This is a genomic window from Seonamhaeicola sp. ML3, from assembly GCF_023273855.1.
Classification (GTDB): Bacteria; Bacteroidota; Bacteroidia; order Flavobacteriales; family Flavobacteriaceae; genus Seonamhaeicola.
The window spans coordinates 149797-165654 of sequence record NZ_CP096884.1 but is presented as its reverse complement, the minus strand read 5'-3'; the positions used below and the strand labels follow the sequence as shown (position 1 = coordinate 165654).

12 protein-coding genes and 5 tRNA genes are annotated in these 15858 nt (G+C 36.3%); 15 read left to right on the top strand and 2 right to left on the bottom strand.

Going from position 1 to position 15858, the window contains the following annotated elements; genetic code table 11:
* The first annotated feature begins 68 nt into the window (after window positions 1-68).
* The 15 genes from M0214_RS00750 (at window position 69) to M0214_RS00680 (ending at window position 13753) form a co-directional block, all read left to right on the top strand.
* Window positions 69-142 (top strand) — tRNA-Thr (locus tag M0214_RS00750).
* A gap of 43 nt (window positions 143-185) precedes the next feature.
* Window positions 186-268: transfer RNA gene (locus tag M0214_RS00745), tRNA-Tyr, on the top strand.
* 89 nt (window positions 269-357) lie between these two features.
* Window positions 358-430: transfer RNA gene (locus M0214_RS00740), tRNA-Gly, on the top strand.
* Between the two features lie 60 nt (window positions 431-490).
* A tRNA-Thr gene (locus tag M0214_RS00735) sits at window positions 491-562 on the top strand.
* Between the two features lie 63 nt (window positions 563-625).
* Complete coding sequence (gene tuf / locus M0214_RS00730) at window positions 626-1813, top strand: elongation factor Tu (RefSeq protein ID WP_248723567.1); 1188 nt, start codon at window positions 626-628, stop codon at window positions 1811-1813.
* Window positions 1814-1878: 65 nt separating this feature from the next.
* Window positions 1879-1951 (top strand) — tRNA-Trp (locus M0214_RS00725).
* A 157-nt stretch (window positions 1952-2108) separates the two neighbouring features.
* Window positions 2109-2303 carry a preprotein translocase subunit SecE gene (gene secE / locus M0214_RS00720; protein ID WP_248723566.1) on the top strand — a complete coding sequence of 65 codons (195 nt, stop codon included), beginning with the start codon at window positions 2109-2111 and terminating at the stop codon, window positions 2301-2303.
* A gap of 7 nt (window positions 2304-2310) precedes the next feature.
* Entirely contained in the window at window positions 2311-2865 is a 555-nt protein-coding gene (nusG, locus tag M0214_RS00715) for a transcription termination/antitermination protein NusG (RefSeq protein ID WP_248723565.1), read from the top strand.
* A gap of 72 nt (window positions 2866-2937) precedes the next feature.
* On the top strand, window positions 2938-3375 hold the full coding sequence (rplK, locus tag M0214_RS00710; RefSeq protein WP_248723564.1) for a 50S ribosomal protein L11: 438 nt from the start codon (window positions 2938-2940) through the stop codon (window positions 3373-3375).
* Window positions 3376-3393: 18 nt separating this feature from the next.
* On the top strand, window positions 3394-4083 hold the full coding sequence (gene rplA, locus M0214_RS00705) for a 50S ribosomal protein L1 (RefSeq protein ID WP_248723563.1): 690 nt from the start codon (window positions 3394-3396) through the stop codon (window positions 4081-4083).
* A 24-nt stretch (window positions 4084-4107) separates the two neighbouring features.
* Window positions 4108-4629, top strand: coding sequence for a 50S ribosomal protein L10 (rplJ, locus tag M0214_RS00700; RefSeq protein ID WP_248723562.1), 522 nt, complete (start codon window positions 4108-4110; stop codon window positions 4627-4629).
* Between the two features lie 69 nt (window positions 4630-4698).
* Window positions 4699-5079, top strand: coding sequence for a 50S ribosomal protein L7/L12 (rplL, locus tag M0214_RS00695; RefSeq protein WP_248723561.1), 381 nt, complete (start codon window positions 4699-4701; stop codon window positions 5077-5079).
* 125 nt (window positions 5080-5204) lie between these two features.
* Window positions 5205-9017 carry a DNA-directed RNA polymerase subunit beta gene (rpoB, locus tag M0214_RS00690; RefSeq protein ID WP_248723560.1) on the top strand — a complete coding sequence of 1271 codons (3813 nt, stop codon included), beginning with the start codon at window positions 5205-5207 and terminating at the stop codon, window positions 9015-9017.
* A gap of 29 nt (window positions 9018-9046) precedes the next feature.
* Window positions 9047-13348: a DNA-directed RNA polymerase subunit beta' gene (rpoC, locus tag M0214_RS00685; RefSeq protein WP_248723559.1), complete on the top strand. Its 4302-nt coding sequence runs from the start codon at window positions 9047-9049 to the stop codon at window positions 13346-13348.
* 87 nt (window positions 13349-13435) lie between these two features.
* Window positions 13436-13753 (top strand): DUF3467 domain-containing protein, encoded by a 318-nt coding sequence (locus tag M0214_RS00680; protein WP_248723558.1) that lies wholly within the window; start codon window positions 13436-13438, stop codon window positions 13751-13753.
* Between the two features lie 135 nt (window positions 13754-13888).
* On the opposite strand, the gene M0214_RS00675 is transcribed toward M0214_RS00680, so the two are convergent.
* A complete protein-coding gene (locus tag M0214_RS00675; RefSeq protein ID WP_248723557.1) occupies window positions 13889-14122 on the bottom strand; it encodes a (4Fe-4S)-binding protein in 234 nt (77 codons plus the stop codon).
* Between the two features lie 108 nt (window positions 14123-14230).
* Window positions 14231-15820: a peptide chain release factor 3 gene (locus M0214_RS00670; RefSeq protein ID WP_248723556.1), complete on the bottom strand. Its 1590-nt coding sequence runs from the start codon at window positions 15818-15820 to the stop codon at window positions 14231-14233.
* Window positions 15821-15858 lie beyond the last annotated feature (38 nt).

The window sequence follows — 15858 nt, the reverse complement described above, 5'->3', positions numbered from 1 at the left end:
ATAAATCAATACATTTGCAGTCCGTTAGAAATAGCGGACTTTTTTTATGCAAAAAAGTGTAAAAAAATGCCGATATAGCTCAGCTGGCTAGAGCAGCTGATTTGTAATCAGCAGGTCGTGGGTTCGAGTCCCTCTATCGGCTCTTAAGAAAGAAGAAAAGTTCTTGGAAATATTGAAAATTAATTGGGAAGATACTCAAGCGGCCAACGAGGACAGACTGTAAATCTGTTGGTTTTTACCTTCGCAGGTTCGAATCCTGCTCTTCCCACTTATTTAGATTTAGATTGTAGAATTACGAGTATAGATTTTAAAGTGTAGAAATCAAAAATTGTAAATCGTCAATCGTTAAATCAAAAAGCGGGAGTAGCTCAGTTGGTAGAGCGTCAGCCTTCCAAGCTGAATGTCGCCAGTTCGAACCTGGTCTCCCGCTCTAAAATTCCTGCGAAGGCAGGAATCTCATTTAAGCTAAATGAGGATGTAAACACTTTACGCCGGCGTAGCTCAGGGGTAGAGCGTTTCCTTGGTAAGGAAGAGGCCACGGGTTCAAATCCCGTCGTTGGCTCAATTTAGAATTGAATTAGAATACACTAATATTATTATATAACTAAGATTAAATTTTTAAAAAATGGCAAAAGGAACTTTTGATCGTTCAAAACCACATTTAAATATAGGTACTATTGGACACGTAGATCACGGTAAAACAACTTTAACAGCTGCTATTACTAAAGTATTAGCTGACGCAGGTTTATCTGAAGCTAAAGATTTCGATCAAATCGATAACGCTCCAGAAGAAAAAGAAAGAGGTATTACTATTAATACATCTCACGTAGAGTATCAAACTGCTAACCGTCACTATGCGCACGTTGACTGTCCAGGTCACGCCGATTATGTAAAAAACATGGTAACTGGTGCTGCTCAAATGGATGGTGCAATCTTAGTGGTTGCTGCTACAGATGGTCCTATGCCACAAACTCGTGAGCACATCTTATTAGGTCGTCAGGTAGGTATTCCTCGTATCGTTGTTTTCTTAAACAAAGTTGATATGGTTGACGATGAAGAGCTTTTAGAGCTTGTTGATATGGAAGTTAGAGACTTATTATCTTTCTATGAGTATGATGGAGATAATGGCCCTGTAATTTCTGGTTCTGCTTTAGGTGCACTTAATGGTGAGCAAAAATGGGTGGATACAGTTATGGAATTAATGGAAGCTTGTGATTCTTGGATTGAAGAACCAGTTCGTGACATGGATAAGCCCTTCTTAATGCCAATCGAAGATGTGTTCTCTATTACTGGTCGTGGTACTGTTGCTACTGGTAGAATTGAAACTGGTATCGCTCAAACTGGAGATCCTGTTGAAATTATCGGTATGGGAGCTGAGAAATTAACTTCTACAATTACTGGTATTGAGATGTTCCGTCAAATATTAGACAGAGGTGAAGCTGGAGATAACGCTGGTATCTTATTAAGAGGTATTGAGAAAACTCAAATCTCTAGAGGTATGGTAATCACTAAGCCTGGCTCTGTAACTCCTCATGCTAAATTCAAAGCTGAGGTTTATATCCTTAAAAAAGAAGAAGGTGGTCGCCACACACCATTCCACAACAACTACCGTCCACAGTTCTACGTTCGTACAACTGACGTAACTGGTAACATTGCTTTACCTGATGGAGTTGAGATGGTTATGCCTGGAGATAACTTAACTATCACTGTTGAATTAATTCAGCCAATTGCGATGAACATCGGTTTACGTTTCGCAATCCGTGAAGGTGGTAGAACTGTTGGTGCAGGTCAGGTAACTGAGATTTTAGACTAATACAGTTAAATATATTATAAGTTTAAGGTATTCCGGTTTTAACGGGAATACCTTGACTTATATTTACGGGTTTAGCTCAGTTGGTAGAGCACTGGTCTCCAAAACCAGGTGTCGGGAGTTCGAGTCTCTCAACCCGTGCTAGAAGTCATGAGACGAGAAGTTTATCCTGAGCGTAGACGAAGGAAGTCTCTCAACCCGTGCAAATACAATTTGAGACTATAGTCTCTCAATAAGTTTACACCGAGCGAGAATGTGCTGAGCGCAGTCAAAGCAAAGTGTTCAAATAAAAACATAAATGGCAGGTTTTATAAATTATATTAAAGAATCATTTAACGAGCTAAAAACTAACGTGACTTGGCCTACTTGGGCAGAAGCACAAAGTTTAACAGTTTTGGTAGCGGTATTCTCTATTATTTTTTCATTAGCTATTTGGGGTGTGGATACAGTTTTTACTAAGGTTATTAGTTTATACTTTGAATTAATTAGTTAAAAAGTTTATGTCTGAAGTTAGCGAAAAAAAATGGTACGTTGTTAGGGCTGTAAGTGGTCAAGAAAACAAAATCAAAACTTATATCGAGAATGAAATTGCTCGTTTAGGTATGCAAGATTATGTTGATCAGGTTTTGGTTCCAACAGAAAAAGTGATTCAGATTAGGAACGGGAAAAAAATAAGCAAAGAGAAAGTTTATTTCCCGGGTTATATTATGATACAGGCTAATTTATCAGGTGAAATTCCTCATATCATAAAAGGTATAACTAATGTTATCGGCTTTTTAGGAGAAACTAAAGGAGGAGACCCTGTGCCATTAAGGCAATCTGAGGTAAACAGGATGTTAGGTAAGGTAGACGAATTAGCAGTAGAAGAAACAACTAACGTCGCCATTCCTTTTACTAAAGGAGAAACAGTTAAGGTAATTGATGGACCATTCAACGGGTTTGATGGTACTATCGAGAAAATTAACGAAGAAAAGCGTAAGCTTGAGGTAATGGTAAAGATTTTCGGAAGAAAAACACCATTAGAGTTAAGCTATATGCAAGTTGAAAAAGTATAATAATTGTTACACTATATAGATACATTCTTTTGCTTCCAACTATAAGAATTGTATCAAATTAAATTATTAAAAATGGCAAAAGAGTTAAGTAAAGTAGTTAAGCTACAAGTTAGGGGAGGTGCAGCGAATCCTTCGCCACCGGTTGGACCCGCTCTAGGTGCTGCTGGGGTTAATATCATGGAGTTCTGTAAGCAATTTAATGCTAGAACTCAAGATAAAGCTGGTAAAGTTTTACCAGTTGTAATTTCTGTTTACAAAGACAAGTCATTTGACTTTGTGATCAAGACACCTCCAGCTGCAGTACAATTATTAGAAGCGGCCAAGGTGAAGAAAGGTTCAGGTGAACCAAACAGAAAAAAAGTAGCTAAAGTTTCTTGGGATCAAGTAAGAACTATCGCAGAAGACAAAATGCAAGATTTAAATGCATTTACTGTGGAGTCTGCCATGAAAATGGTAGCTGGTACTGCTAGATCTATGGGGATAACTGTAACAGGGCAATTCCCTAATTAATCTTTAAAACATTAAGAAATGGCAAGATTAACAAAAAAACAAAAAGAAGCTCAAGCGAAAATTGAAAAAGGAAGACTTTATTCTGTAGATGAAGCTTCAGCTTTGATTAAAGAAATTACCAATGCTAAATTTGATGCGTCAGTTGATATTGCAGTTCGTTTAGGAGTGGATCCTAGAAAAGCAAATCAAATGGTGAGAGGGGTTGTTTCACTTCCACATGGTACTGGTAAAGATGTGAAAGTATTAGCATTAGTTACACCAGACAAAGAAGCAGAGGCTAAAGAAGCTGGTGCAGATTACGTTGGTTTACAAGAATACCTTGACAAAATTAAAGGTGGTTGGACAGACGTTGACGTTATTATCACTATGCCTAGTGTAATGGGTAAATTAGGTCCTTTAGGACGTGTATTAGGTCCTCGTGGTTTAATGCCTAACCCAAAGACTGGTACGGTAACAATGGATATTGCTAAAGCTGTAGGAGAAGTAAAAGCTGGTAAAATTGACTTTAAAGTTGATAAAACTGGTATTGTACATGCTGCTATAGGTAAGGCATCATTCAGTGCTGATAAGATTGCAGGTAATGCAAATGAATTATTACAAACATTAATAAAACTTAAGCCAACTGCGGCAAAAGGAACTTACGTGAAGAGTATTTTTATGTCTTCCACAATGAGTCCTAGTGTAGCTGTTGACCCAAAGATTGGTTAATTTAAATAGTTAAAAACTTATATTATGACTAGAGAAGAAAAATCGCAAGTAATTGAGGTGTTAACTGGAGAATTAGCTGAAAATGCAAATATCTATTTAACAGATATTTCTGGGTTAAACGCAGGAGCAACCTCAGATTTACGTCGTGCTGCTTTCAAAGCAAACGTAAAAATGGCTGTAGTTAAAAACACATTACTTGAAAAAGCAATGGAAGCTTCAGATAAAGATTTTGGAGAGCTTCCAACTGTTTTAAAAGGAAATACATCTGTGATGTATTCTGAAACAGGTAATGCACCAGCAAAGTTAATCAAGAACTTCCGTAAAAAATCAGAGAAACCTTTATTAAAGGGAGCTTTTATTGAGGAAGCTATTTACATTGGCGATGATCAGTTAGACGCCTTAGTAGATATCAAGTCTAGAGAAGAATTGATTGGTGAAATTGTAACATTGTTACAATCGCCTGCTAAGAACGTTGTTTCAGCACTTCAATCAAGTGGTGGAAAACTGGCTGGTATTATTAAAACACTATCTGAAAAAGAAGGATAGTATTAAAGCGTACGCACTTTTTACACAAATAAATTATTATTAAAAAACACATTTTAAAACGATAGAAAAATGGCAGATTTAAAAGATTTCGCAGAACAATTAGTTAACTTAACTGTAAAAGAAGTTAATGAGTTAGCTACTATATTAAAAGATGAGTATGGTATCGAGCCTGCTGCTGCAGCTGTAGCTGTTGCTGCTGGTGGAGGTGCTGCTGGTGGAGGAGAAGCTGCAGAAGAAAAAACTGAATTCGATGTAATCCTTAAAGCGGCAGGTGGTTCTAAATTAGCTGTTGTAAAGTTAGTTAAAGAATTAACAGGTCTTGGCTTAAAAGAAGCTAAAGGATTAGTTGATGAAGCACCAAGCGCTATTAAAGAAGGTGTTTCTAAAGACGAAGCAGAAGGCTTAAAAGCTTCATTAGAAGAGGCTGGAGCTGAGGTTGAGCTTAAGTAAGCTTAGTAAACCAAAAACACAAAGGTTTAGGCCTGGAGAGTAGTTCTCCCAGGTCTAAACCATTTTGCGTATATAAAGAGTACATACGCTATCATTATTTTTTTTAATCAAAATTCCGTTCATTGATGTTGTCAACACAAGCTGAAAGATTAAATTTCTCGTCTATTGTAAATAGAACAGAATATCCAGATTTCTTGGATATTCAAATTAAATCCTTCCAGGATTTTTTCCAATTAGAAACAAAGTCTGAAGAAAGAGGTGACGAAGGATTGTATAACACCTTCATGGAAAACTTTCCAATCACAGATTCTCGAAATCAATTTGTTTTAGAATTTTTAGATTACTTCATAGATCCACCTAGATATGCTATCGATGAGTGTATTGAAAGAGGATTAACTTACAGTGTTCCCTTAAAGGCAAGGTTAAAACTTTACTGTACAGATCCTGAACATGAGGATTTCGAAACTATTGTTCAAGACGTATACTTAGGAACTATTCCTTACATGACTCCAAGTGGTACCTTTGTTATCAATGGTGCAGAACGTGTTGTTGTATCTCAATTACACCGTTCTCCGGGGGTATTCTTTGGACAATCTTTCCATGCCAACGGAACTAAATTATATTCAGCTAGGGTAATTCCTTTTAAAGGTTCTTGGATTGAATTTGCTACAGACATCAATCAGGTAATGTATGCTTACATCGATAGAAAGAAGAAGTTACCTGTAACAACGCTTTTCAGAGCTATAGGCTTTGAGCGTGATAAAGACATTTTAGAGATTTTTGATTTAGCCGAAGAGGTTAAAGTTTCAAAATCTGGACTTAAGAAATATTCAGGAAGAAAGTTAGCAGCTCGTGTACTTAATACATGGCACGAGGATTTTGTTGATGAAGATACGGGAGAGGTTGTATCTATCGAGCGTAACGAGATTGTGCTTGATCGTGATACAATTCTTGACAAAGAAAATATTGAAGAGATACTAGAAGCAGAAGTAAAGACTATTCTTTTACACAAAGAAACGTCTGAGCAAGGTGATTATGCCATTATTCACAATACGCTTCAAAAAGATCCAACAAACTCTGAAAAAGAGGCTGTTGAACATATCTACAGACAATTACGTAATGCTGAACCACCAGATGAGGAGACAGCAAGAGGAATTATTGATAAATTATTCTTCTCTGATCAACGTTACTCATTAGGTGAAGTTGGGCGTTACAGAATGAACAAAAAATTAGGTCTTGATATCGGGATGGATAAGCAAGTGCTTACCAAAGAAGATATCATTACCATTATTAAATATTTAATCGAGCTTATTAACTCAAAAGCAGAGATTGATGATATCGATCACTTATCTAACCGTCGTGTACGTACAGTAGGTGAGCAGTTGTCTTCTCAGTTTGGTGTTGGTTTAGCGCGTATGGCTCGTACCATTCGTGAGCGTATGAACGTTCGTGATAACGAGGTGTTTACACCGATTGATTTGATTAACGCGAAGACCTTGTCTTCAGTAATTAACTCATTCTTCGGAACTAACCAGTTATCTCAGTTTATGGATCAAACAAATCCATTAGCAGAGATTACTCATAAGCGTCGTTTATCGGCACTTGGACCTGGTGGTCTTTCTCGTGAAAGAGCTGGTTTCGAGGTTCGTGACGTTCACTATACACACTACGGAAGACTTTGTCCAATTGAAACTCCAGAGGGACCGAATATTGGTTTGATTTCATCACTTTCAGTTTATGCGAAAGTGAATTCTATGGGATTCATTGAGACGCCTTACAGAAAAGTTGAAGATGGTGTTGTAGATATTAAAAACGCACCTACTTACCTAAGTGCAGAGGAAGAAGAAGAGAAATTAATCGCTCAAGCAACTATTGAAGTTGATGGTGATGGTAAGATATTACATGATAAGGTTATTGCCAGAATGGAAGGTGATTTCCCTGTGATAGATCCAAATGAATTACATTATACAGATGTAGCGCCAAACCAGATTTCATCTATCTCGGCGTCTTTAATTCCGTTTTTAGAGCATGATGATGCGAACCGTGCGTTAATGGGATCGAACATGATGCGTCAGGCAGTACCATTATTAAGAGTAGATGCGCCTATCGTAGGAACTGGTTTAGAGCGTCAAGTAGCTTCAGATTCTAGAGTATTGATTAATGCTGAAGGAGAAGGAGAAGTACTTTATGTAGATGCAAATGAAATTAGAATTCGTTACGACCGTACAGAGGATGAGGCTAAAGTAAGCTTTGATAGTGATGAAAAGGTTTACGAATTAATCAAATTCAGAAAAACTAACCAAGGTACTTCAATCAACTTAAAGCCAATTGTGGTTAAGGGAGATAGAGTTACTAAAGGTCAGGTTTTATGTGAAGGATACGCAACTCAAAAAGGTGAGTTAGCACTTGGTAGGAATATGAAAGTGGCCTTCATGCCTTGGAAAGGGTATAACTTTGAGGATGCGATTGTAATTTCTGAAAAAGTTGTACGTGAAGACATCTTTACATCTATTCATATTGATGAGTATTCATTAGAAGTTAGAGATACCAAATTAGGTAACGAAGAATTAACTAATGATATTCCTAATGTTTCTGAAGAGGCAACTAAAGACCTTGATGAAAACGGTATGATTAGAGTAGGTGCAGAGGTTAAGCCCGGTGATATCTTAATTGGTAAGATTACGCCTAAAGGTGAATCTGATCCAACGCCTGAAGAAAAATTATTACGTGCTATTTTCGGTGATAAAGCTGGTGATGTAAAAGATGCATCATTAAAAGCGTCTCCATCATTAAATGGTGTTGTAATTGATAAAAAATTATTTGCTAGAGCAGTAAAAGATAAGCGTAAGAGAGCACAAGATAAAGATGATATCTTAGCTTTAGAAGCTGAATACGATAGAAGATTTGACGATTTAAAAGATATTTTAATTGACAAATTATTCGCTATCGTAAACGGTAAAACAGCTCAAGGAATCTTCAATGATTTAGGTGAAGAGGTATTCCCTAAAGGGAAGAAATTTACTTTAAAGATGTTAAATGCTGTTGATGACTATGCTCATTTAGTATCTGGTAAATGGACTACAGATGATCATACTAATGCTCTTGTTGCAGATTTAATCCATAATTACAAGATTAAGGAAAACGATCTTCAAGGTGCTCTAAGACGTGAAAAGTTCACTATTTCAGTTGGAGATGAATTACCAGCAGGAATCATCAAGCTTGCAAAAGTTTATATTGCTAAGAAACGTAAGCTTAAAGTAGGTGATAAGATGGCAGGACGTCACGGTAACAAAGGTATTGTTGCAAGAATCGTTCGTCAAGAAGATATGCCATTCTTAGAAGATGGAACGCCAGTAGATATCGTATTGAATCCATTAGGGGTACCATCTCGTATGAACATCGGACAGATTTATGAAACTGTTCTTGGTTGGGCAGGTCAAAATTTAGGTCGCAAGTTTGCTACACCTATTTTTGATGGTGCAACTCTAGACCAAATTAATGAGTTGACAGACGAAGCAGGAGTGCCTCGTTTTGGTCATACGCACTTATATGACGGTGGTACAGGAGAGCGTTTTGATCAAGCGGCAACTGTTGGTGTTATCTACATGTTGAAATTAGGACACATGGTTGACGATAAGATGCACGCACGTTCTATTGGACCTTACTCGTTAATTACGCAACAGCCATTAGGTGGTAAAGCACAGTTTGGTGGTCAGCGTTTTGGAGAGATGGAAGTATGGGCACTTGAAGCATACGGTGCATCAAGTACTTTACGTGAAATATTGACTGTTAAGTCTGATGATGTTATTGGTAGAGCCAAAACTTACGAAAGTATCGTTAAAGGTGAACCAATGCCAGATCCAGGATTACCTGAATCATTCAATGTATTAATGCATGAATTAAAAGGTTTAGGATTAGACATCAGATTAGAAGAGTAGTAAATTAAAAATCATTTCATCCATATATTATGGCAAGAAAACAAGATAAAAATACAGTTAAGAGATTCAATAAAATCTCTATTGGTTTAGCATCACCAGAATCTATTTTAGCAGATTCAAGAGGAGAGGTTTTAAAACCAGAAACTATTAATTACCGTACGCACAAACCAGAAAGAGATGGTTTATTCTGTGAGCGTATTTTTGGTCCTGTAAAGGATTATGAGTGTGCTTGTGGAAAATATAAGCGTATTCGTTATAAAGGTATCGTTTGTGACCGTTGTGGTGTTGAAGTTACTGAGAAAAAAGTACGTAGAGATAGAGTTGGTCACATTAACTTAGTAGTACCTGTTGCACATATTTGGTATTTCCGTTCGTTACCAAACAAAATTGGTTACCTATTAGGATTACCATCTAAGAAGTTGGATATGATTATTTACTACGAGCGTTATGTAGTAATCCAACCAGGTTTAGCTAAGAATGAAGAAGGAGAACCATTACAAAAAATGGATTTTCTTACTGAAGAAGAATATCTGAACATTTTAGAAGCACTTCCTCAAGACAATCAATATTTAGAAGACACAGACCCTAATAAGTTCATCGCTAAAATGGGGGCTGAGTGTTTAATTGAGTTGTTGTCAAGAATTGATTTAGAAGGCTTGTCTTATGAATTACGTCATAAAGCAAATACTGAAACTTCTAAACAACGTAAAACAGAAGCATTAAAGCGTTTACAAGTTGTAGAGGCTTTACGCGAGTCTAACAATAATCGTGAGAACCGTCCAGAATGGATGATTATGAAGGTTATTCCTGTAATTCCACCAGAATTACGTCCTTTAGTACCATTAGATGGTGGTCGTTTCGCTACTTCAGATTTAAATGATTTATATCGAAGAGTAATCATCAGAAACAATCGTTTAAAGCGTTTAGTTGAAATTAAAGCTCCTGAAGTAATCTTGCGTAATGAGAAACGTATGTTACAAGAATCTGTAGATTCATTATTTGATAACACACGTAAATCTTCAGCAGTAAAAACAGATTCTAACAGACCATTAAAATCATTATCAGATTCATTAAAAGGTAAGCAAGGACGTTTCCGTCAAAACTTACTTGGTAAGCGTGTTGACTATTCTGCACGTTCTGTAATTGTTGTTGGTCCTGAATTAAAATTATACGAATGTGGATTGCCAAAGAACATGGCAGCAGAGCTTTACAAACCTTTCGTAATTAGAAAATTAATTGAAAGAGGTATTGTTAAGACTGTAAAATCTGCAAAGAAAATCATAGATAAAAGAGAGCCAGTAGTTTGGGATATCTTGGAAAATGTTCTTAAAGGACATCCAGTATTACTAAACCGTGCTCCTACGTTACACCGTCTTGGTATTCAAGCGTTCCAACCTAAGTTAATCGAGGGTAAAGCAATTCAATTACACCCATTAGTGTGTACGGCATTTAACGCGGATTTCGATGGTGACCAGATGGCGGTACACTTACCATTAGGACCAGAGGCAATCCTAGAATGTCAATTATTGATGTTGGCATCTCATAATATCTTAAACCCAGCGAATGGTTCTCCGGTAACAGTACCATCTCAGGATATGGTTCTTGGTCTTTATTATATGACCAAAGAGCGTAAATCTACTCCAGAATTACCTATTAAAGGTGAAGGGTTGACTTTCTACTCTCCAGAAGAAGTAGAAATTGCCTTCAACGAGAAGCGCGTAGATTTGAATGCTGGTATAAAAGTTAGAACGATAGACCTAAATGAAGATGGTAAATTAGATAGAATGATTGTTGAGACTACTGTTGGTCGTGTATTATTCAACCAACATGTACCTCAAGCCGCAGGTTATATCAATCAGGTATTAACTAAGAAATCATTAAGAGATATTATTGGTGATATTCTTAAAGTTACATCTGTACCAGAAACGGCTGAATTCTTGGATTCAATTAGAACCTTAGGATTTAATTTTGCATTCAAAGGAGGTTTGTCATTCAGTTTAGGAGATATTATTATCCCTGCTGAGAAACAAACTATGATTGATAGTGCTAACGGTTTAGTTGATGGTATTATGGGTAACTATAATATGGGACTTATTACCAACAACGAACGTTATAATCAGGTAATTGATATTTGGACATCTACCAATGCAGAGTTAACAGAGTTATCTATGAAACGTATCCGTGAGGATCAACAAGGATTTAACTCGGTATTTATGATGCTTGATTCTGGAGCTCGTGGTTCTAAAGAGCAAATCCGTCAGTTAACTGGTATGCGTGGATTAATGGCTAAGCCTAAAAAATCTAACGCAGGTGGTGGTGAGATTATTGAAAATCCAATTCTTTCTAACTTTAAAGAAGGTCTTTCAATTTTAGAATACTTTATTTCTACACACGGTGCTCGTAAAGGTCTTGCAGATACCGCTCTTAAAACGGCAGATGCAGGTTACTTAACACGTCGTTTAGTAGATGTATCTCAAGATGTTATCATTAACATAGAAGACTGTGGTACGCTGAGAGGTGTAGAAGTTGCACCATTGAAGAAGAATGATGAAGTTGTTGAAACTTTAGAAGAAAGAATTGTAGGTCGTGTATCTTTAAATGATGTGTACAATCCATTAACCGATGAGTTATTAGTTTCAGCTGGTCAGTTAATTGAAGATGATATTGCTAAAGCTATTGGAGATTCTCCGATTGAGACTATTGAAGTACGCTCTGCCTTAACTTGTGAAGCTACTAAAGGTATTTGTGCGAAATGTTACGGACGTAACCTTGCTACCGGTAAAATGGTACAGCGCGGTGAAGCTGTTGGTGTTGTTGCTGCTCAATCAATTGGAGAGCCTGGTACTCAGTTAACATTACGTACGTTCCACGTAGGTGGTATTGCAGGTAACATTTCTGAGGATAACAAGCTAGCCGTTAAGTTCGATGGTGTTGCTGAAATTGAAGATTTAAAAACTGTTAAAGGAGAAGATAACGAAGGAAATGAAGTTGATATCGTAATCTCTCGTACATCTGAGGTTAAATTAGTAGACGAGAAAACAGGTATTACTTTAAGTACCAATAACATTCCTTATGGTTCACATTTAGCAATCAAAAATGGTCAGAAATTAAGTAAAGGCGATGTTGTTTGTACATGGGATCCATATAATGGCGTAATTATTTCAGAATTTGCTGGTAAGATTAAATACGAAAACATCGAGCAAGGTGTAACTTATCAAGTAGAAATTGATGAGCAGACCGGATTCCAAGAAAAAGTAATTTCAGAATCTAGAAATAAGAAGTTAATCCCAACAATCCATATTGAGGATGGTAAGGGAGAAACAATCCGTTCTTACAACTTACCAGTTGGAGCTCACTTAATGATTGATGACGGTGAGAAGATTAATGTTGGTAAGGTGTTAGTTAAGATACCTCGTAAGTCTGCTAAGGCAGGTGATATTACAGGTGGTTTACCTCGTGTAACTGAGTTATTCGAAGCTCGTAACCCATCCAACCCAGCTGTAGTTAGTGAGATTGATGGTGTGGTTTCTTTCGGGAAAATCAAGCGTGGTAACCGTGAGATTATAGTAGAATCTAAAACAGGTGATATTAAGAAATACCTAGTGAAGTTATCTAATCAGATTCTTGTTCAAGAGAACGATTACGTAAAAGCAGGTATGCCATTATCTGATGGTTCTATTACGCCTAACGATATCTTAAATATTAAAGGACCTTCAGCTGTTCAGCAATACTTAGTGAACGAAGTACAGGAAGTATACCGTTTACAAGGGGTGAAGATTAACGATAAGCACTTCGAGGTTGTTGTAAGACAGATGATGCGTAAAGTAAGAATCATTGATTCTGGTGATACGATTTTCTTAGAAGATCAATTAGTTCATAAAGCAGACTTCATCAAAGAAAATGATGATATCTTCGGAATGAAAGTTATTGAAGATGCTGGTGATTCTGAAAATCTTAAAGCAGGTCAAATTGTTACACCTCGTGAATTAAGAGATGAAAATTCTATTTTAAGAAGAGAAGACAAGAAACTTGTTGAGGCAAGAGATGCTAGTCCAGCGACAGCAACGCCAATATTACAAGGTATTACAAGAGCATCACTTCAAACTAAATCATTTATCTCTGCGGCATCGTTCCAGGAAACTACTAAGGTTCTTAACGAAGCAGCTGTAGCAGGTAAGGTAGATTCTTTAGAAGGACTAAAAGAAAATGTAATTGTTGGACACAGAATTCCAGCAGGTACAGGTATGAGAAGTTATTCTAATATCATCGTAGGTTCTAAAGAAGAATTTGACGAAATGATGCAAGTAAAGCAAGAGTTGAATTACAACTAAGAATTGATAAACCGCGAGGGCGGGAATCTATAAAACAAAAGCCTTCATGTAATTTACTTGAAGGCTTTTTAATTTAAATTAGAAATTATGGCTGACGAAAACGATAAACAAAAACAAGGTCAAATAAATATAGAATTGGATGAAAAAGTTGCCGAGGGTACTTATTCTAACTTAGCTATTATAAACCATTCGGTTTCAGAATTTGTAGTGGATTTTGTTAATATTATGCCCGGGGTTCCTAAGAATAAAGTGAAGTCTAGAATAATACTAACACCCCAACACGCTAAAAGGTTGCTTAAAGCATTAGCAGATAACGTAAACAGATTTGAAAATGCACATGGAGAAATCAAAGATTACGAGCAACCACCAATTCCTTTAAATTTCGGACCAACAGGCGAAGCATAAATTTGACAGATATATCATGTTGAAGTTATTTTAGCATCTGATTATTAAAAGTAATTTTAAATATTCTTTTGATAAACCTTATCGAATCCTAAGTGATAGAGTAAAAAAAGCCTTGAAATATTTCAAGGCTTTTTTTTAAGAGGCTTGTCTTTTTCTATGTTTAAAATAATTTAAAGCACCAGAGGGGCATCGTTCTATTTGCTCAATTATTTTACCTGTTTCTGTATTATCTAAATTTACCCAAGGTATAATTGAGTCACTAAAAACTTCAGAGAGTTCTTTGGCACAAGTCCCGGATAACATGCATTTACAAGGGTCGTAGGTAACAGTAATATCCTCATTACTGAATTCGTTGGCATTCACTTCCATAAGCAGGGCTGTTTATTCAGGTTTGGTAATTTTTTAATCGACTAAATGTATAAAAATATCGATAAAAAACCAAATTTTATCTAAAATAGACTGTCTTAAATCTAGACTTTACTCAAATTCCGAAGTAAAATGGAACTTAATACTAGGGTATTTTTGCTGTGTCATTTGCAATGAAAACAGAGAGTCTGCAAGAAAAACCAATTGCCCTTGCTTATCCTTAGCAAGGAAGCGTTGTTTCACCTGTTTAAACTCTTTAAATTCGTCATTTTTCTCATCTTCAGGATCTATCCAACAAGCTTTAGCAACATTTAAATTTTCATAGGTACATTTGGCCCCATATTCGTTTTCTAACCTATATTGAATAACTTCATATTGCAATGCCCCAACGGTACCAATAACCTTTCTTCCGTTTAATTCTAGAGTAAATAATTGGGCAACACCTTCATCCATCAACTGGTCAATCCCTTTTGCTAACTGCTTAGATTTTAAAGGGTCTGCATTATTAATATATCTAAAGTGTTCAGGAGAAAAACTAGGTATACCTTTATAATTCATGACTTCACCTTCGGTAAGTGTATCTCCTATTTTAAAACTTCCGGTATCTTGTAAACCAACTATATCACCTGGATAAGATATGTCTACAATTTCTTTTTTCTCAGCAAAGAAAGCATTCGGACTTGAGAACTTTAACTTTTTATTATTCCTAACATGTAAATAAGGCGTATTCCTTTTAAATTCTCCTGAAACAATTTTTACGAAAGCCAAGCGGTTTCTATGGTTAGGGTCCATGTTAGCATGAATCTTAAAAACAAATCCAGTAAATTTTTTTTCATCAGGTTTCACCAACCTTGTATCGCTTTGTTTCGATCTAGGTGTTGGTGCAATTTCTACGAAACAATCCAAAAGTTCTCTAACTCCAAAATTATTTAATGCAGAACCAAAAAATACGGGTTGTAATTCTCCACTTCTATAGGCTTCTTTATCAAATTGAGGATAAATACCCTCAACTAATTCAATTTCTTCTCTAAGTGTATCAGCAGCATGTTCGCCTACAAGTGTATCCAATTCAGAAGAACTTAAATCTGAAATTTCAATTGTTTCTTCGATATCTTTTCTACTATCACCGCTGAATAAATTAATGTTTTTCTCCCATATATTATAAATGCCTTTAAACTCATATCCCATACCAATTGGGAAACTTAAAGGTGTTACTCTTAATCCTAGTTTTTGTTCAACTTCATCAAGTAAATCGAAAGCATCTTTTCCTTCTCTATCTAATTTGTTGATAAAGACAATCATGGGAATGTTACGCATTCTACAAACTTCTACTAACTTTTCGGTTTGTTCCTCAACCCCTTTGGCAACATCAATTACTACAATTACACTGTCTACGGCTGTTAAGGTCCTAAAAGTATCTTCGGCAAAATCTTTATGACCGGGTGTGTCAAGAATATTTATTTTAATATCATTATACTCAAATGCCAACACCGAAGTTGCAACCGATATACCACGTTGACGTTCAATCTCCATGAAATCACTAGTGGCACCTTTCTTTATTTTATTACTTTTTACCGCGCCGGCTTCCTGGATAGCACCTCCAAAAAGAAGTAGTTTCTCTGTTAATGTTGTTTTACCAGCATCTGGGTGGGAAATTATACCAAAGGTTCTTCTGCGCTCTATTTCTTGTAAAAAAGACATAAAAATAAATTTCGGCAAATATAACTTTATAAAATACG